Source organism: Bifidobacterium subtile (assembly GCF_000741775.1).
Taxonomy (GTDB): domain Bacteria; phylum Actinomycetota; class Actinomycetes; order Actinomycetales; family Bifidobacteriaceae; genus Bifidobacterium; species Bifidobacterium subtile.
On sequence record NZ_JGZR01000003.1, the window covers coordinates 68547 to 87565 of the forward strand.

General features: G+C 61.2%; 13 protein-coding genes and 1 tRNA gene. 6 read left to right on the forward strand and 8 right to left on the reverse strand.

What is annotated here, in order from left to right; translation table 11 throughout:
* Positions 1-298 precede the first annotated feature (298 nt).
* The 5 genes from BISU_RS02105 to BISU_RS02130 all read left to right on the forward strand — a co-directional run bounded on the left by BISU_RS02105 (position 299) and on the right by BISU_RS02130 (position 4635).
* Positions 299-1591: an efflux RND transporter periplasmic adaptor subunit gene (locus BISU_RS02105; RefSeq protein WP_051245934.1), complete on the forward strand. Its 1293-nt coding sequence runs from the start codon at positions 299-301 to the stop codon at positions 1589-1591.
* 2 nt (positions 1592-1593) lie between these two features.
* Positions 1594-2454 (forward strand): ABC transporter ATP-binding protein, encoded by an 861-nt coding sequence (locus tag BISU_RS02110; RefSeq protein ID WP_024462860.1) that lies wholly within the window; start codon positions 1594-1596, stop codon positions 2452-2454.
* Entirely contained in the window at positions 2451-3680 is a 1230-nt protein-coding gene (locus BISU_RS02115; RefSeq protein WP_024462859.1) for an ABC transporter permease, read from the forward strand. Before BISU_RS02110 ends, BISU_RS02115 begins: the two co-directional genes overlap by 4 nt.
* Positions 3681-3920: 240 nt before the next feature.
* Positions 3921-4157 carry a hypothetical protein gene (locus BISU_RS02120; protein ID WP_024462858.1) on the forward strand — a complete coding sequence of 79 codons (237 nt, stop codon included), beginning with the start codon at positions 3921-3923 and terminating at the stop codon, positions 4155-4157.
* Positions 4158-4554: 397 nt separating this feature from the next.
* Positions 4555-4635 (forward strand) — tRNA-Leu (locus BISU_RS02130).
* Positions 4636-4714: 79 nt separating this feature from the next.
* Here the strand turns inward: BISU_RS02130 and BISU_RS02135 are convergent.
* From BISU_RS02135 to pth, 6 genes are all read right to left on the reverse strand, one after another.
* The gene (locus tag BISU_RS02135) at positions 4715-5725 is read right to left on the reverse strand and encodes a Ppx/GppA phosphatase family protein (RefSeq protein WP_024462856.1); all 1011 of its coding nucleotides are present in this window, start codon (positions 5723-5725) and stop codon (positions 4715-4717) included.
* 140 nt (positions 5726-5865) lie between these two features.
* Positions 5866-6474 (reverse strand): DUF501 domain-containing protein, encoded by a 609-nt coding sequence (locus tag BISU_RS02140; protein WP_024462855.1) that lies wholly within the window; start codon positions 6472-6474, stop codon positions 5866-5868.
* Positions 6475-6653: 179 nt separating this feature from the next.
* Positions 6654-7199, reverse strand: a complete 546-nt coding sequence (locus BISU_RS02145) for an FtsB family cell division protein (RefSeq protein WP_024462854.1) — start codon at positions 7197-7199, stop codon at positions 6654-6656.
* A 109-nt stretch (positions 7200-7308) separates the two neighbouring features.
* Positions 7309-8604 (reverse strand): phosphopyruvate hydratase, encoded by a 1296-nt coding sequence (gene eno, locus BISU_RS02150; protein ID WP_024462853.1) that lies wholly within the window; start codon positions 8602-8604, stop codon positions 7309-7311.
* A 433-nt stretch (positions 8605-9037) separates the two neighbouring features.
* Complete coding sequence (mfd, locus tag BISU_RS02155; protein ID WP_024462852.1) at positions 9038-12661, reverse strand: transcription-repair coupling factor; 3624 nt, start codon at positions 12659-12661, stop codon at positions 9038-9040.
* A 10-nt stretch (positions 12662-12671) separates the two neighbouring features.
* Complete coding sequence (gene pth / locus BISU_RS02160) at positions 12672-13271, reverse strand: aminoacyl-tRNA hydrolase (protein ID WP_024462851.1); 600 nt, start codon at positions 13269-13271, stop codon at positions 12672-12674.
* Between the two features lie 547 nt (positions 13272-13818).
* Here pth and BISU_RS02165 point away from each other — a divergent pair.
* The gene (locus tag BISU_RS02165) at positions 13819-14805 is read left to right on the forward strand and encodes a quinone oxidoreductase family protein (protein WP_081672603.1); all 987 of its coding nucleotides are present in this window, start codon (positions 13819-13821) and stop codon (positions 14803-14805) included.
* A gap of 184 nt (positions 14806-14989) precedes the next feature.
* Here BISU_RS02165 and BISU_RS02170 read toward each other — a convergent pair whose 3' ends face one another.
* Positions 14990-15517 (reverse strand): GNAT family N-acetyltransferase, encoded by a 528-nt coding sequence (locus tag BISU_RS02170; RefSeq protein WP_051245962.1) that lies wholly within the window; start codon positions 15515-15517, stop codon positions 14990-14992.
* A 56-nt stretch (positions 15518-15573) separates the two neighbouring features.
* Complete coding sequence (locus tag BISU_RS02175) at positions 15574-18876, reverse strand: UPF0182 family membrane protein (RefSeq protein WP_024462848.1); 3303 nt, start codon at positions 18874-18876, stop codon at positions 15574-15576.
* Between the last annotated feature and the right edge of the window lie 143 nt (positions 18877-19019).

The following is a 19019-nucleotide window of genomic DNA, read 5'->3' on the forward strand; positions in this document are numbered from 1 at the left end:
CCAAAGGTGCCTCCTCGCGCCGCGCCCGCCCGGGAAAGGAACATAGCAATGCAAGACGCAAGGCCAGATCACGAATGGACACCGATTTCGCAAGCTGACGGCGATGATGCCACACAGCCGAAAGAGGCGCAGCTAGGCGATTTCGCTCAGGAGCAGGAGCCCGGGGAGGCGACACGCCAGCTGCAGCCAGTGGCCGGCCTTGAATCGGACAACGACGATACACGGGGCGCTGCTGCCGTCGGCATGCAAGACATCGGCAGCAGCGTGCTGTCCGGCGCCTCAGAAAGTTCTGAAGTCAATGAAAGCCGACTTCGGCAGGCTCATGCAGGAGCGCAAGGTGCGCAAGAAGAAGCGGCTGATCCGTCGCATCATCATAGCCGTCGTCATCGCGGCGCTGGTGCTCGGCTTCATCGTCTACAACGCATTGCGACCAGCAGCAGGAAGCGGAGCAAATGCCGCCCCCACGGCAACGGTCGAGCAGGGGCGTTTCATCGATCAGGTGAGCTCCACCGGAGCCATCGAGCCGATCTCCTCGACCGTCGTCGCACCGCAAGTCGACGGCACCATCGGCGAAGTGAAAGTGCAGGAGGGCGCGAATGTCAACGCCGGGGATGTGCTGTTCACCATCAACAACGACAAGCTCGATCAGGACGCGAATCAGGCCTATTTTGCGCTGCAAGCCGCCCAGTCGAGTCTTAACGCCGCACAGGCGCAGGTCGGCCAGATCAATACCAGCGTCGCTAACGCGAGACGGCAGGGTGGCGCTCAGGGCGATGCCGCGGCGTCTGCGGCCGGCGAGCAGCTGCCCGCTGCGCAGAGCGGCGTGGACAGTGCGCAGATCGCCGTGCAGCAGGCCCAGGCCACGTATGATCAGGCGGCCGCCCAACTCGACAAACGCACGGTGACAGCCCCTGTCGCCGGCACTATTCTGACCATGAGCGCGGTTTCGGGCGCGACCGTTTCCGCCGCCGGCACAGCAGCGGCCTCGGGAAACGGCAAGCCGCTGTGTCAGATATCCGATCTGTCACGCATGAAGGTCAACGTCAACGTCAACGAACTCGACATCACCAAAATCGCCAAGGATCAGGCAGCCAAGGTCACTTTCTCCGCTGTCCCCGGCCTCACGCTCGACGCGACGGTCGACACCATAGCCAGCACCACCTCCCAGGGCGATTCCTCTGATTCGGCAGCGGGGGCAGGCTCCCAAGGTTCGGGAAACACCGGGTATGCGGTGCGTCTGATCATTCCCTCCCCCGACCCCCGGCTGAAGCCGGGCATGACCGCGGGCGTGAAAATCACTACCAAGAATATAGACGACACGCTGATGGTGCCGATTTCCGCCATTACGGACGATAACAGGGGCGGAAGCTACGTGATGCTCGAGACCAACGCCGACACCCACGAGTTGAAGCGTGTAGGCGTCAAGGTCAAGGACAAGAACAGCACCAAGGCCGCAGTCGACGGCAACCTCAAGAAAGGCGATAAGGTCGTTGTGGCCGCTGGCGCGAGCGGCGTGGAAGGCTCGTCCGGCGCTGATGGGTCTGCGACCGTAGGCAGCGCGTCCGAAGCTCCGCTTGAGAAGGTGCGGTAGCCATGTCACTGCTTCATATTCGACCTTGTGCCAAGAACGGAAACGCTGCCGTCGATCACCGTATCAACGCTGACGCCGCTGGCGCTGCCGCATTTACCAACCCTGCCAACCCTGCCAACGCTGCTCAGCCAGGCAACGCCATCAACCCAGTCAGCACCGTGCAGCGCCCAGCGACCAGCGCCGCGATTATCGAAACCCACGGCATCAACCGCATCTTCGAGACGGGAGAGACCTTCACGCATGTGCTCAAAGGCGTGTCGCTGAGCGTGCGCAAAGGCGAATTCCTGGCGATTATGGGGCCGAGCGGCTCGGGAAAATCCACGCTTATGAACACACTGGGGCTGCTCGACCGGCCTTCCTCCGGCAGCTACCGGCTCTGCGGCATGGATGTGCACGACTTGAGCGACGACGAACGTTCCGACTTGCGCGGGCGGCTCATCGGCTTCGTGTTCCAGTCCTTCAATCTGCTGCCGCGCACCAGCGTGCTGCGCAATGTGATGTTGCCGCTGGCCTATTCCGACTGCCCGGTTCGCCAGCGCGAGGCGCGCGCCATCGAAGCGCTGCGTTCAGTGGCATTGAGCCCCATGCTGTTCGATCGCAAAACCAATGAGCTTTCCGGCGGCCAGATGCAGCGCGTGGCCATCGCCAGGGCGCTGGTGCGCAATCCACCGCTCATTCTTGGCGACGAGCCGACCGGCAACCTTGATTCCAAAACGGGCGAGGCGGTGATGCGCACCTTCGAACGGCTACGCGACGCGGGCAAAACCATCGTGCTCATCACGCATAGCCCCGAGGTCGCCGCCCGTGCCGACCGCTGCCTGCACATGCGCGACGGCGTGCTGCGTGAAGGGATGTACCGATGAAAGCTCGCGATCTGATAGCGGAGACCGGCTCCGCGCTCAAGGCCAACAAGGGCAAAAGCGCTCTGACGATACTCGGCATCGTCATCGGCATCACCGCCGTCATCACCATGACCTCGCTGGTCGGCGGCATCCGCGATGCGCTGGTAAGCGAAATGGGCATGAACGCGGCCCGCGCGATCAGCATCTACCCCTATAACGGCTCTGGCATCAACGATGATCAGCTGGCCGCAATGCGCGAGCAGCTGCCCGACTACGAATATCTCTCCCCCACGAATTACGGCTCCGCGCAGGAAATCGCCGCACCGACCACAGCCGAGAAGCTCTCGGCGTCCATCACCGGCGTCGACGAGCACTATTTCGATGTCTCGGGTCTGAAAATCGCCCAAGGGCGGGCATTCACCCAAAGCGAATCCGCCGAAGGCTCGATGTCGGTGATTCTCGACAAACAGGCCGTGCAGAAGCTCTTCGGCAGCTCAAATGAGAATCCAGTGGGCAAGATCGTGACCTTGGACGGCACCGAGGCGACTGTAGTGGGCGTCGTCGAGAACTCGGCGCTGATGGGTGGCGGAGGCGGAGGCAACGGCAGCCTGAATATCTACATGCCCGTATCCACCGTGTCGCTGCGATTCTCAAGCTCAGGCACCGGCTATCAGCAAATATTCGGACTGGCCAAACAGGGCGTCGATGTTGCGAAGCTCACTGAGCAGAGCAAGGTCGCCGCCGCGAAAATCCTCCGGATACTTGCCGACCAGATCGATCAGGAGCTGTCGGTGTCCAGCGCACAGTCCGTGATCGACCAGATGAGCAGCTTCATGGGCGCCTTCCAGCTACTGGCAGGAGCTGTGGCCGGCATCTCGCTGCTGGTGGGCGGCATCGGCATCATGAACATGATGCTGACCAATGTGACTGAACGTATCCGCGAAATCGGCCTGCGCCGGGCGCTAGGCGCGACCCGGCACGACGTGACCGCCCAGTTCCTCGCCGAGGCCATCGCCATCACCGTGATGGGCGGTCTCATCGGCACCGTGCTCGGCTACGGTCTGTCGATGTCATTGTCCGGCTTGGTCGGCGGCATGGTGGGCGGCATGGCGATCGCCCCCTCGGTTTCCGCGCAATCGGTCATGCTCGCGGTCGGCATCTGCATCGCCGTCGGCGTCATCTTCGGCAACTATCCCGCCCGCCGAGCCGCCCGCCTCGACCCAGTTGACGCCCTGCGGCATCAGTAGGGGCGTGCGGACAGCTCAGTGGTTGTCGTGGATCAGACACCCCGCAAAGGGATCTTATTGGTCGGATTGCTACGCTACAGCGGTTGAAACTCAGCAATCCGACCAGTATTCGTTATGCATTTGCCAATACTGAACAGATTTGCGATGCATATGGAGTCGTTCATGCTTGGCTGTGTGAGAAATGGAAGTTTCCTTGGTTATGATGGTTGCAAGTGGAATTAGGTGGAATCAAGGAGGCTCATGATGACTGTTTTGACGTTTGATGATGTGAAGTACGCCAAAGCTGAGGCTGAGGCTCATAGGCGAGGCGTTGATTTGCTGGGCGATTTCAAGCGGCGGATTGATTCGTACGCGCACGATGCGGACGTTCGCGAAAACAATCTGATGGACGACAATGAGATAGTCGCGGTATTCCACACGCATGAGGAGCTGCGCGCGTATTGTCGCGACATTATCAGAGAAGCCAAATCCCAATGATTGATATCATTTTTGCAAGCGGCTTCGACAGAGATATGCGTAGGATTGCACGCAGACGAGTTGATCTTGTCGAAGATCTGATCGCAATCATGGACGAAGAGCTGTCTGTGATGGCTCGGTATCAGAGTCATATGGGCCACATGTGCTGGATAACCCGGGCGGCGTGTACAACGGGTGCATGGAGTTTCATCTTGATGACAATGTGCTTGTTCTCTTTTCTCCGCCGTTCCCCAACAATTCAGTGACCATGCGCCGTATTTGCACGCATGCTGAACTGCTCTGCGGTCGATTTGGCGATGAATGGTCCGACGAATGACACATGATTGACACGCAGGCGATTGGCCTAGGAACGTGGCATAATAGCTACGGTCGGCTTGCTTGATGCAGGGTAGGCCATGCCCCCGTGGCGGAATCGGTAGACGCAACTGACTTAAAATCAGTCGCCTTTGGCTTGTGGGTTCGAGTCCCACCGGGGGTACGCATTCTAGTTCGGCAAAGTGGTGTCGAGCGTAGGTCTCGGGCTATTTCACATTTGCGCCAGCTCGCAAGGCAGTAATTTACTCACTCAGCAGCCGACGGCCGTAATCGAGCACGATGCCGTCGAGCAGACCGTGCTCGCTGGCGACGAAGGAGTCCAACGGCTCGTCGTGATCCTGCGCGGCTGCCTCGGAGACTCTGGCGAGCACGCGGTTCCAGACCAGCGCTCCCCCGCCGACCACGTCGATGCGACCGGGATGGATTGTCTTGTATTCACTGCGCTCAGCGCGGGTCATGTTGAGGAATTGGTTATCGACATCGAATGCCTGGAAGAATGGAATGCGCACACCGTCAACGGCCTGGTGATTGTATTCCTTCAAGCCCAGCGCCAGCGCGGTCATCGTCGTGACCGTGCCCGACACGCCGATGATGGTGCGCGTCTTGCCCGCAGGGACCTGCTGGAATGCCTCGTCGATATGCTCGTCGATATCCGTGGCGGCCTCGCGAATCTCCTCGGTCGTCGGCGGATCGGAGCGCAGATGCCGTTCGGTCATGCGCACCGACCCGATGTTCATCGAGAAGGCCGCCTGCACCTGCGTGTCCGGCGCGCTCACCCCATCGCCGCCGAGCACCAGTTCCGTCGAGCCTCCGCCGAGATCCACGACGAGATACGGCGCTGCGAGGTCATGCCGCGGCGCGACGCATGTGGCACCAAGAAAACTCAGCGCGGCTTCCTCGCTGCCGGGTATGACCTCCGGGCGCACACCGAGAAGTCGCTCCATCGAGGATTCGAACACCTCGCGGTTCTCGGCGTCGCGCGTGGCCGACGTGGCTACGAAGCGAATGCCGTCAACCGGATGCTCGGCCAGCACATCGGCGAATTCGCGCACCGCGGCATCGGCGCGTTCCAGCGCTTCATCGGCGAAGCGGTGGGTTTTGTCCACATCCTGTCCGAGCCGAATCACCCGGAGCATGCGGGGCACGATGTCATGCGTGCCATCGGCGTCGACGCGCGCGATTTTGAGACGAATCGAGTTCGTGCCGCAATCGATGCCTGCGACCGTCACCGCATCCCGTTGTGAACCTTCCATAGCCCTCGCTGCTCCTTCTCCGTGCCGATTGCCCGTGCCGATTGTCCGTGCAAGCGCGATCCTCATTAACAATTCCTCAAATAACAGTCTTCATAACAACTCGCCCGAGTATACGCCGCCGCACCGTCTCGCCGCCCGATTCAGTCCTCAATCTGCGTCGTGCATCGGCACACGGTCGGGCTGAATTCGCTACGAACCCGCTCCAAAGCCATGTCTCCTATGGGATTGGCTCCAGACCCCATGACCAGCGTCTGCGCCAGCAGTGCGTGCAGGCATTTGACACGCGTCGGCATACCGCCCGCGCTGGTGCCTGCGATATGCTCCTCGCTGTCGCCCAGACGCGTGGCGAGCTCGTGGCGGAATGCCAAGTACAACGCATGGGCGCGTTCATAGGCCTCATGCACCGCGTCGTCCGCGTTAAGCAGCTCGTTGTATTCACGCATCACGCCGTTCGCTTCCACATGCGAGATTGCCTTGACGGCCTCGGGACTGGTGAGGTAGCAAGTCGTCGGGAAGGGTATGCCATCGTCCAGTTCCGGCCGAGTAACGACCGCCAGCGGCCGGCCGCAGACGCACCGCGCGCCGACGGCGACCATGCCTCGGGGAAAGCGCCCCAACTGCTTGCGCACCATAGCGATATCGTGCTCATTGGCTGGGTCGGCGAGGCATCGGTCGACCAGCGCGGCGGCCTGCTCACGTGTCTCGGCGTCGGTTGCACCCTGCTGCAGTTTGACCTGAGACTGAATCATCTTGCTCTCCATCGTCGTTATCGTCCGTTGCCGTTGCGGCAGTCGTTACGAAGCCCCTGTTCTTTCGGGCTTTCGTGGCTCGTAGGCGATGTCTCGCCGTGACGCGCCTATGATTTCAGGCATCTGCCTTTCATCGGACGTTCGCCATTCACCGATATTCTCCATGAGAAACCAGAAGACTACTTGCCCGCTGTGCCGTCGTTCGACGTCGCATCATTTCCCTGCGCACCGCCAGCACCGTCTGCACCGCCGCTGGCAGGACTTTTCGCACCCTGATCTTTGGCGCTTTTCGGAAGCGGCGCGTCAGCCTGCTTGAAGGCATAGGACAGTTCGCCGTACCATGGCAGCGCCTTATGCTCGCCTTCTGAGGAGGACCCGTTCGCTTCGGCATCCTTGGGGTTGCCCGTAACCGCCTCGGGGTGTTCGACGCGAATCGCCTGCTCGCCTGGGAAAACGAAGCCCAAGCGCTCGCGCGCCTGCGCGGTGATGTAAGCCTTGTCGTTCCACCGGGCGATGTCGTTCTCCAGATCCTGCTTCTTGGCGATCAGCGCGGATTCCTGCCGTTTGAGGCCGTTGAGCTCGGCCAGATTCAACGCATATGAATGGAATGTGGAGACCAGCTGAATCGACCCCAGCGCCACGATGAACAACGCGATGAAGAACGCCACCGGGCCGCTTCCGCGTCTGGACGACGAAGTTCTTGCGGCACGGGTCGATTTGCTCATAGACATGAAAATACCCGTCGCATTCGACTTGGCCGAATGCGACGGGCCTTCCAAGCTCATGCGGTGTCGTGCAGCGTCACGCGCTGCACGACATCACGCGAACCACGCCTTACTTGGTGTACTGCTTGCAGGCCTTGAAGGCGCTGTAGCCGGCGTAGAGCGCGGTGGAGCCAAGCTCCTCCTCGATCTCGAGCAGGCGGTTGTACTTGGCGATGCGCTCGCCGCGGGCCGGGGCGCCGGTCTTGATCTGGCGGGTGTTCTTCGCAACGGCCAGGTCGGAGATCGTGGTGTCCGGGGTCTCGCCGGAACGGTGGGAAACCATGGAAGTGAAGCCGTTCTCGGTGGCCAGCTCGATCGCGTCGAGGGTCTCGGTGACGGAGCCGATCTGGTTGAGCTTGACGAGCAGCGAGTTGGCGGCCTTGAGGTCGATGCCCTTCTGCAGGCGCTTCGGGTTGGTCACGAGCAGATCGTCGCCTACGAACTGCAGCTGGTCGCCCAGTTCGGCGGTGATCTTCTGCCAAGCATCCCAATCCTCTTCCGAGTAGGGATCCTCGATGGAGACCAGCGGGTACTTGGAGACGAGCTCCTTGTAATAGTCCAGCATGTAGGCCGCATCGCGGTCGGCGCCGTCGAAGTGGTAGGTGTTGCTCTCCTTGTTATAGAACTCGGAGGACGCCACGTCCAGGCACAGGCCGATCTGCTTGCCGGGCTCATAGCCGGCAGCTTCGATGGCCTTGACGATGTACTTGAGGGAATCCTCGTTGGACTCCATCTTCGGCGCGAAGCCGCCTTCGTCGCCGAGACCGGTGTCGTGGCCGTCCTTCTTCAGGATGCCCTTGAGGGTGTGATAGACTTCGACGCCGGCGCGCAGAGCTTCCTTGTAGGTGTCGAAGCCGTAGGGGGAGATCATGTATTCCTGGATGTCGGTCGCGAAATCAGCATGCGCACCGCCATTCATGATGTTCATATTCGGAACCGGCAGGATGTGTCCGTTGGTGCCGCCGATGTAGCGGTACAGCGGCATGCCAGCGGATTCGGCCGAGGAATAGAGCGCGGCCAGGGAGACGCCGAGGATGGCGTTGGCGCCCAGCTTGCCCTTGTTCGGGGTGCCGTCGAGTTCGATCATCGTTTCATCAAGTGCGCGCTGATCGGCGGCGTCCATGCCGATGACCTTCGGCGCGATGACCTCGTTGACGGCCTTGACCGCATCGAGGACGCCTTTGCCCTGATAACGGGACTTGTCGCCATCGCGACGCTCCCAGGCTTCCGCCTCACCGGTAGAAGCACCGGAGGGGACGAGGCCGAGGCCCTGCGCACCATCATCGGTGTCGAGAACCACTTCAACAGTCGGATTGCCACGGGAATCAAGAATTTCGCGCGCGTATACGCTTTCAATTGCTGCCACAACTACTCCTTCAAGCGTTGGTTGTATGACACCGTCAAGAATAGTGTGTTTGTTGGACTACAGCGCGCTCTGACGGCACCGCCCGCTGGGAGCGTTCACATCCAACGATGGAAGGACGGCGTTTGCGTTGGGCGAATAGCTAGTCAAAGCAAAGAAAATTCGCCGCGCCGTGCTTATTGCATCACGATTACATTAATCACGATGCAATAAATCGTGATGCAATAAGAGAATTTCCGCCTGTTTACAGGGTTTTGAGCACGCTACTGATGAATTAGCATAACCTCAACTGATGAAATATCATAACGTCTACTGATGAAATTGCATATTCTGGTTGATGCACTATTACGCAGCACACAGCGACATGAGAGATTTCCGATGGATGGGCTCGTATTTTCGGACAACACTAAAAAAGTGCGGACGCATCCAGCATAACTCACCCCCGAGGCGTCCCCTTCCACGCCAAATCCTCGAGCAGCTGCTCGGTCCAGCGCATGATCTGCTCGCTGCTCATCGGCGCGGAGCCGAGCGAACCGGCGAAAGGCGCAGGGATGAGCATGGTGTGGGTGACAAGGCGGTACTGCATGCCGCGGTAGATACGCGACATGCGCATCTGCAGCGATTCGGGCGGGTCGATTTTGCCTACGCGCACGCGATTGCCCTGCGTCATAATTTCGCTGATGCCCAGCCCTCGTGCTTTGGCCCGCAGCCGCGCCACGTCGAAAAGCGTCTCGAACTCCTGCGGCAACGCGCCATAACGGTCGGCCAGCTCCTCGCGCAAATCGGCAAGATCTTGCTCGCTGCGCGCGGCGGCCAGCTTGCGGTAGGCCTCAAGACGCAGCTTGTCGGAGTCGATGTAATCCACCGGAATCGACGCCTCAATCGGCAAGTCGATGGTGACGGCGACCGGCTCGTGGCGCTCCGGCTCCTTGTACTGCTCCACGGCCTCGGAAACCATGCGCACGTACAGGTCGAAGCCGACGCCTTCGATATGCCCGCTCTGCTCGCCGCCAAGCAGGTTGCCGGTGCCGCGCAGCTCCAGATCCTTCATCGCCACGTCGAAGCCCGAGCCCAGCGCGGTGTTCTGCGCGATGGTCTCCAGGCGATCGTGCGACTGCTGAGTCATCGGCTTGGCCGGGTCGTAGAGGAAGTACGCATACGCGCGTTCGCGCCCGCGACCGACGCGCCCGCGCAGCTGGTGCAGCTGGCTGAGCCCGAAGCGGTCGGCATGGTCGACAAGCAGCGTGTTGGCGTTCGAGATATCGAGGCCGGTTTCGATGATGGTCGTGCACAGCAGCACGTCGACATCGCGATGCCAGAAGTCGCGGATGACTCCGTCGAGCTGCTTCTCCCCCATCTTGCCGTGGGCGACGCCGATGCGCGCTTCGGGCACCAGCTCGTGAATCTTCGCGGCGATGCGGCCGATATCCTCCACGCGATTGTGCACGTAGAATACCTGCCCGCCGCGCAGCAGCTCGCGGTTGATGGACGCCTTCACCTGCGCATCCTCATACGGTCCGACGTAGGTGAGCACCGGAAGCCGGTCCTCGGGCGGGGTCGCCAGCGTCGACATCTCGCGGATGCCAGTGACGGCCATCTCCAAAGTGCGCGGGATAGGAGTGGCCGAGAGCGAGAGCACATCGACGTTGGTGCGCAGCGCCTTGAGCGTCTCCTTGTGCTCGACACCGAAGCGCTGCTCCTCATCGATGACGAGCAGCCCGAGATCCTTGAACTTGATTTTGGGGTTGAGCAGCTTATGCGTGCCGATCACGAGGTCAACCGTGCCGTCCGCCAGGCCTTTGAGAGTCTCGTTGATCTCCTTGGTGCTTTGGAAGCGGCTCAGCGCCGCCACCTTGACCGGGAAGCCCTCGTAGCGCTCGGTGAAGGTCTCGTAATGCTGCTGCACCAGCAGGGTCGTCGGCACCAGCACAGCCACCTGCTTGCCGTCCTGAATCGCCTTGAAGGCGGCCCGCACCGCGATTTCGGTTTTGCCGAAGCCCACGTCGCCGCAGATGAGCCGGTCCATCGGCACGGACTTCTCCATGTCGGCCTTGACTTCGTCGATGGTCGTGAGCTGGTCGGCGGTCTCCTGGTAGGGGAAGGCGTCCTCAAGCTCCTTCTGCCACGGCGTGTCGGGGCTGAAGGCGAATCCGGCCGTGCTCTGCCGCGCCGAGTAGAGCTTGACCAGATCCTCGGCGATCTCATGCACATGCTTGCGCGCCTTGGCCTTGGTCGCCGCCCAGTCCGAGCCGCCCAGCTTGTTGAGCTTCGGGGCTTCGGCGCCGATGTATTTGCTGACCTGGTCGAGCTGGTCGGTGGGGATGAACAGCTTGTCGGGCGGAGCGTTGCGCTTCGAAGGCGCATACTCGATGACGAGGTATTCGCGCGTGGTCTTGTTCGCACCGACGCCAATCGTGCGCTGCCTCATCTCGACGAAACGCCCGATGCCGTGCTGCTCGTGCACGATGTAATCGCCGGTTTTGAGCTCCACCAAGTCGATGGCCTTGCGCCGGCGCTTGGGTGTTTTTGCCTGCGTCCCAGCACTGATGCGCCCGGTGATGTCGCGCTCAGTGAGCAGCGCGACTTTGGCGGCGTTGTCCACGAAGCCATCAATGGCGTGCGAGCGGATACACTCGAATTTCGTGATGCCGGTTTCGTTGATCACGCGCTTCAAGCGCGACAGCGTGCCCTGCGCCGGCGAGGTGACCGTCACCGCATAGCCGTCAGCAATCAGCAATTCGATGCCATGCGAGGCCTTGGCCTCATCGCCGCGGAACTGCGCGGGATCCTGCGCATCGAGCTGCACGTGACCCGGCCGGCTCGCATCCACGCCGAAGGACGTGAGCTGAATGACCTCGTGACGGGAGAATTCCAACGCGCTGATAGTCTCGTCATAGTCGAGGAAACTCGCCTGCTCGAAGCTGATCGGCGCGCCCGCGCCATGCCCGGCTGCTGCCACATGCCAGCTGGCGGCGAGGAATTCGTTCGCGGTTTTCGTCAGATCCTCAGCGGCACGGCGCAGCTTCTCCGGGTCGGAAAGCAGCATAAGCGCATTGTCAGGCAACAGCCCGGCGACCGGCTCCATATCGTCGATGAGCGCGGGCATGAGCGATTCCATGCCTTCGACCGGTATCGCGTTGGCGATCGATTCGAGCATGTCGTCGGCGTTGGGAATCCGGCCGATGAGCGACTTCGCCCGCTCACGCACCGCATTATTGAGCTGCAGCTCGCGGCAGGGCGTGGCCCAGATTCCGGGCATGTCGTCGCCATACGTGCGCTGGTCGGAAACGTGGAACTCGCGGATGGAATCGATTTCGTCGCCGAAGAACTCGATGCGCACCGGATGCGGCGCAGTGGGCGGAAAGACGTCGAGGATGCCGCCGCGCACCGCGAATTCGCCGCGATCCATCACCAAGTCGACGCGTGTATAGGCGTTTTCGACCAGTCTGCCTGCGGCCTCGTCAAGCGGCAGCTCTTTGCCTTGCTCGAAGACCAGCGGTTCCACGTCGCCGAGTCCGGCCACCACCGGCTGAATCAGCGAGCGCACCGGCATCACGAGTATCTGAATCGGCCCGAACATATCGCTGCCGGACTGCGGATGCTTCAACCGGCGCATGACGGCCATGCGGCTGGCCACAGTGTCAGCGCGGGGAGAGAGTCGCTCGTGCGGCAAGGTCTCCCAGGATTCGAACTGGGCGATGGCATTCGGGTCGTCCTCATACCAGGAGCGCAGCGATTCCACGGTTTCCTCGGCCTCGCGGCTGGATGCCACGACAAGCACAACCGCAGCATGCCGAGCCGCCGCAGCAGCTGCCGCGATCGCCGGGCGTAGACCGCTAGGTGCGCCGACGACGATGCTGGGGTCGGTTTTCGACTCAGGCTGCTCGATGTCGCCATTGACCAGAGACTTGAACGATGGGTCGCGTTCGAGCGATTCGAGGACGCCGATCAGCGACTGATGATCGGAAATGGGAGCGGCGTCTTTGCGCCTTCCGCCTGATGGTGCTGCTGCGCCTGCCGCTGCATTCTGCGTTGTGCTATCCGCCGCTACCCTATCCATAACCGCTGTTTCACCTACCATTAAAGTGTTCCTGCGCAGCGTTCAATCCGTCAACAATCACCGTTTCCGTCGCATCGGCCCCATCGGCCAGGAATTCCGGCAGCTGCTTGCGCTGGTCGGGTCCAAAACCGCCCAGCACCCAATCCACGGTATTGTCGTGGGCGCGAGGACCGCGCTGAGCATGGCCCACCCCCATGCGCACACGCGCATACTGGTTCGTACTCAGCGACCGGTCGATGGATTTGATGCCGTTATGCCCGCCTGCCGAGCCGCCCGCCTTGACCTTGATACGGCCGAATTCCAAGTCCATATCGTCATGAATGACCACGATATGATCGGCTTCGATGCCGTAGTACGCGCTGATGGAGGCCACGGCGTTGCCGGAGTCATTCATATAGGTCAACGGCTTGGCGAGGAAGAATTTGACCGAGTGCCCTTCGAGATTCATCATGCCCTTGCCCAATTTGGCAAGCCCCTTATGATCGGAGAGGGAAACGGCCCAGCGTTCGGCGAGCACATCCGCCGTCATGAAGCCCATGTTGTGGCGCGTGCCCTCGTATTTGCTCCCGGGATTGCCCAATCCCACAACCAGCCAGAACGCCGAAGCCATACCATTCTCTCTTTCCACCCGCACAGTTCACCTACATGGACCGTCATCATCATGCGACCCAAACCGGCCGCATTCGTTGCGCGTCATAATCGCGCATATCAGCCGATTCATGGTACCGAAGGTAAGAGACGAGAGCTGTACGTCCTCGGCTAAGGGCATATCGGCGGCGTGCTGAGTTATTCGGTTCCCGCACGGCTGCTCACCATGCTTGAAAATGCGAGACCCATCGACTTTTTCAACCGCCACAGCATCCAAAACGAGGTATCTGCGTTATCTGTAGCGTTATTCGAAGCTCGCGGAGATCTATGTGCGTTATGTGAGGCGCTAATCCCACGACGCCCCAAGTATCACTGGCCGAAAATGACGGTTTCTGGCCGCCCGATACTCGACCCTCCAAGAAATAGCGCCTCACATAACGCAGATAGACCTCCACCGCCAGCAATTAACGCATCACATAAGCGAGATAGGATTGTATGAGCTTCCAATATCACAATCAGTGCCGATATACTGACAGCTTCGACCTCAATCACCCAACTGGAGATAGTTCATGACACAAGCAATGCGCGTGGAATGTTTCGGAGATCCTTCCGCAGGCGTTCATATCCATTCACAGACGATTCGCCCAGCTCGCGGACGCGCAATAGTCCGTATAACGCACGCATCGGTCGGCAGCACGGATATCGCGGCGGTTCGGGGCGATTATCTGCTGCAGCCGTTCACGGGCTTCACTCCGGGCTACGATTTCGTGGGCGTCATCGAAAATCTGGAGTCGGTGCGGCATTCCGATCTGCAAATCGGGCAACGTGTGGCGGGAGTGCTGCCTCGCATGGGAACGCATGCCACGCATATCGCAGTCGCCCCGTCGCTTGTGGTGCCGGTCCCCGATGAACTCGATTCCGCGATCGCAGCCACGGCACCGTTGGACGCCGTGACCGCCCGCTTTGCTATCAGCTATGTGGGATCCGAAGAAGGATCGCTGCTCATCCAAGGTGCCGGAGGGGCCGTCGGCAGCTGGGCGGTGCAATTCGCCAAGGCGCTTGGATATTCCGTATTCGGCACCGCATCGCAGCGAACGCGCGGATTGGCGGAACGCTTGGGCGCAACAGTGCTTGATTATCACGACCCGGATTGGATGGACAGGCTTATGTCCGCAACGCATGGCGGCGTCACCGGCGCCATCGATCACACCGGAAGCCGTGCTTTGCGCCATGCCATGGCTCCCCGTGGGCGCATCGTCCGCATTGCCTTCGACGACGAATCCAAGCATCAGCGTCTTTCGACGGCAACGGGCTTCCTCGCCGCAGGCCTGCACCGATGCTCCCGTCCAAACGAACGAATGTGTTCGGTTCCTCTCATCGTCGCGACCCGCCGCGCAGCCTACCGCAACGTGCTCGCCTCAATATTCAGAGGCCTCGCGATCGGCTCTCTTGCAGCCCCTCGCGCAATCGAGCACCCGTTCGGCGGCTACGCGGACGCGCTTGAACATGCCAGCCACGGCGATCCCGGCACCAAAACCATTCTCGTCATGCCGTGAGGCATCTTCGCCAGTTTGAACGGCTTAGCCAGAGCACGTCTTCTCGCTGGGCACGCACCTTTTGCCCGCTAATGTGATGCTGCCATACAGAATGTAACGTTCTAGGAGCCGGTTTCGTTACATTCTGTACGGCAGCATCACATTAGCGTAGATCCCGGCAACATGTCGTTACCCTGCCGCTGCCTTACAGCTCCTTATACCAATACGACATGTCGATGTACCGCTTGCCGTCGTAGCAGGCCTGCGGCAGGAAGCCGAACCGAGTGAAGCCGAAGCGGCGCATGAGCGCGACCGAGCCGGCGTTGTCGGCGAAGATCAGCGCAGTGGCCATGCGGCAAGAACGTTGCCTGGCGGCGCCGAGCAACCATTTGACCATAGCCGTGCCATAGCCGTGATGCTGAGCGTCGCTGGCGATGTAGTAGCTCAGCTCGACCACGCCATCATAAGCTTTGCGCGGATGGAAGTGCGAAAGCGAGCCGAACCCGGCCACGCGGCCTGATTCGTCCTCGATCACAACCACCGGATAGTCAGTGCGCGGCGTGTGCGATTCGACCCACTCGCGCCGCTGCTCAAGCGTGCGAGGCTCAAGGTCGGCGGTGGACCCGCCGGCGATGACCGCCTCATTGTAGATGTCGGTTATCGCCTGCAAATCGCTGTCTGCGGCGTCGCGGATGACGAATGCGGAGTCTTTCGTCGTCTGCTGGCCTTGCACTGTCTGATGGCCCTCTGCCGGCTGCCGCTCCTGAGCAGCCTTTGCCGCCTCCGCCGTCACTGCGCGAGCTCCACGGCCTTGTTCAAGGCGTCGTTGAGCTGCTTCTGCGCATTGCCGTAGGCGGTCCAGTCGCCGGACTTCATCGCAGCGTCGGAATCCTTCATCGCCTTGGCGGCCTGGTCCAAAGTGGCCTTCAGCTCAGGACTCATCGAAGGAGCCGGCTGTTTGGCGCCACCGCTGCCTTTGCCTTCCGAACCAGTGTCCTTGGAGCTGTCGGAGCCATCGGCATTGGCATCCGCGCCGCCCTGATCGTCCGAAGCCGACCCGGTATCCCCTGTGGCGTTCTGCGCGTCGCCGGCCGATGCGCCCGAATCGCCGCCGAAGACCTGGTCAAGCGCCTCGTCCAAGGTGTTGGCGAAGCCGACCTGATCGCCGAAGGCGACAAGCACCTTCTTGAGCAGCGGGTAGCTCGTCGCGCCGCTGGACTGGATGTACACCGGCTCCACGTAGACCAGTCCGCCGCCGAGCGGCAAAGTAAGCAAGTTGCCACGTCTGACGTTGGTGGAACCGGTCTGTAGCAGGTTGAGCTCGCGCGACACCGTATCCTTGGCGTCGAAGTTGCTCTGCGCCTGCCCCGGCCCCGGCACGTTGGCGTCCTTGGGCAGCTCCTGCAATCGCAGCGTGCCGTAGTTAGGTCCGACGATGCCTTTCTTGCCGCCCGCATCGGAATCCACCGACAGGAATCCTGTGAGGATTTCGCGTTTCACGGTTCCTGCGGGGATGTACGACGAAGTCAGCGAGAAGATCGGTTCCTTGGATCCTCCGGTCTGCAGAGTCAGATAGTACGGCGGCTGCAGAATGTCGCGATTCTGGGCGGACTGCGATTCCGTCGGATCGGTCGGATTCTGCCAGAAGTCCTCGCCCGAGAAGAACTGCCCGGCGCTGCCGACGTGATACTGCGCGAGCAGCTGACGCTGGACCTTGAACAGGCTTTCCGGATAGCGCATATGGCTCATCAGCTGGCCATCGATGTCGGAGATCTGGTGATACTGGCCGGGGAATATCTTCTCCCAGGCCTTGATGACCGGGTCCTTCGTGTCCCATACATACAGGTCGACCGAACCATCGTAGGCGTCGACGGTGGCTTTGACCGAATTGCGAATGTAATTGGCCTTCTGCGAGCCTAAGCCCTGGATGGTCGAGCTGGTTTCGGTAGTCGAGTCCGCCGTGGCCGAACCCAGATCGGTCGTCTGCGAATACGGGTAGGCGTCCGAGGTCGTGTAGCCGTCGATGATCCACTTGACCCTGCCGTTGACGACCGCCGGATAGACACGGCCATCGAGCGTCAGGTACGGTGCTACCTTCGCCACACGCTCCTTTGGATTACGATTGTAGAGAATCTGAGAGTCCGGAGTGACGCGATCGGAGAAAAGAATCTGATCGGAGCCGAAACGGACCGCATACAGCAGCCGCGCGAAGAAGTTGCCGATGCTTGGGCCGCCATTGCCCTTGAAGGTATTGGTCGCTCCCTGCGAACCGGTCGGATAGTCGAATTCCCATGCCTTGGAGCCTTGGGGCGAGCCGACGATCGAGTATTCGGGGGCGTTGGGCGAGAAGTAGATGCGCGGCTCATAATGCTGCGTATCCGTGAGCTTGCCCTGCGTGGGAATGCCGTATTCGAAGAACTGCGGCTGACCGTCGGAGGTCACCTTGTTGCCGTAGGCGGCCACGACGCCGTAGCCGTGCGTGTACACGGTGTGGTCGTTGACCCAGTTGCGGTTGTCGTTGCCGGCGAGATTGAGCTCGCGCGCGGCGATCACCGTGTCCTGGCTGACGCCGTCGATGTCATACTTGTCGACGGACAGCGCATCGGCGAAGGAATAGTACTGCTTGGATTGCTGCAGCTGCTGGAAGGTCGGCGAGACGACTTGCGGGTCAAGCAGGCGAATCTGCGCGGTGCTCTCCGCAGCGGACGCCAGCGCACCGGATTTACCTTGGGTCGTCGCATTGTACGTATCGGTTTTAATGGCATCAAGCCCGTAAGCTCGCTTGGTCGCATCGATATTGCGCTGAATGTAAGCCGACTCCACTTCCTGCTCGTTCGGCGTGACCTTGAATCGCTGCACAAGCATGGGCCAGATCACGGTCAGCACGAGCGAAGCGGCCACGACAACCGCGATTGCGGTGATCGGCGTGCGCCATGCCCGGATCGCCGCCCCGGCCCGCGCCCCTACTGAAGCCGGCTCCTGCAGCGCGTGCGAGCGCATAAGCCAGACCGAAAGCACCACGCCGAGCGCGGCCACAAGCCCGGCCATGACGAAGGCGAAGGGAATGCCCGCATGCGTGGCCGTGTAGGCGGCGCCGGTGATGCGGCCGTCCTGCGCGGTGAGCTGGTCGAAGACGTGCAAGGCCATCCGCGCCGCGCCGAACAGCATGTTGAACAGCAGCCAGATGGCGACCTGACGTCGGGCCCGCTTGGTGATCGCGAACAGACCACGGCCGTTAAGCGGCATCGTCAGGCGGATGCCGCCCATCAGCACATGGGTCACAACGGAGAATATGATGCCCATGAGCAGCAGCATCGAAACGGCGGAAAGCACGAGCTTGAGCCCGGGCAGGATGAACACGTAGAATCCGTTGTCCAAGCCGAACTGGGGGTCGCTCACGCCGAAGGGCTGCGCATTGAACATCAGCAGAATCTGCGACCAGTTGGCGTTGAACTGCGCGCCGAACACCAGGCCGACTATCAGCGAGATCACCACGGCGACACGCCTGGCGTTTCTGGAACTCACCGACTTGCCGATCTCGACGATATCACCGCGAATGCGAATCGTGGAGCCGTCGCTCGAATCGGGTCTGGCCCGAATCGCCAGCGTCGCGGAACCGTAGCTCACCACGGCCATGAGCACCGCGTAGGCGACCCACAGGCCGATCTTGGTGAACAGCTGCGTCCATACCACACGCGCAAATCCCAGCTGCTGATACCACATCACATCGGTGATGAAGCGATCCAGCGCAAAGAACAAGCCGATGATAACCGCCAGCGCCACGACGACGCCGATGAGAATCTTCGAGCCGCGCGACGAGGGCAGCCCGGATCCCTTGGTGCGTTTGCCCGAACGTCCGCGCGGCGGGCGGGTGCCGCTGCCGCCCCTGCGGTTGGCGCTGGAGCTGCCGGCGTTCCCGGCGGATCCATGGGAGCTCTTGCTGCCTTGGGCATCGTCGCCGTCGACTTGCACGTCGATCACTACAGGATCGTCCTCGCCGGCGCGACGACGCGCTCTGCCGCGGCCTGATTGGTCTGGGCCGTTGGAGTCGTCAGGGTCGAACATCTGGCCGAATACATCGAAGAATGACATGCCCTCCACCCTACTATGAACCGGGAGCGCATGAGGACGCTGTGTGAGTCGCCGCCATAGCGTGCCGCCCAAAAGACAAGTCCTCCGAACGCATTAAGGCTCAGCGCCTCTGCTGTGCCCATACTGTGCAGGTTGTCTGATCG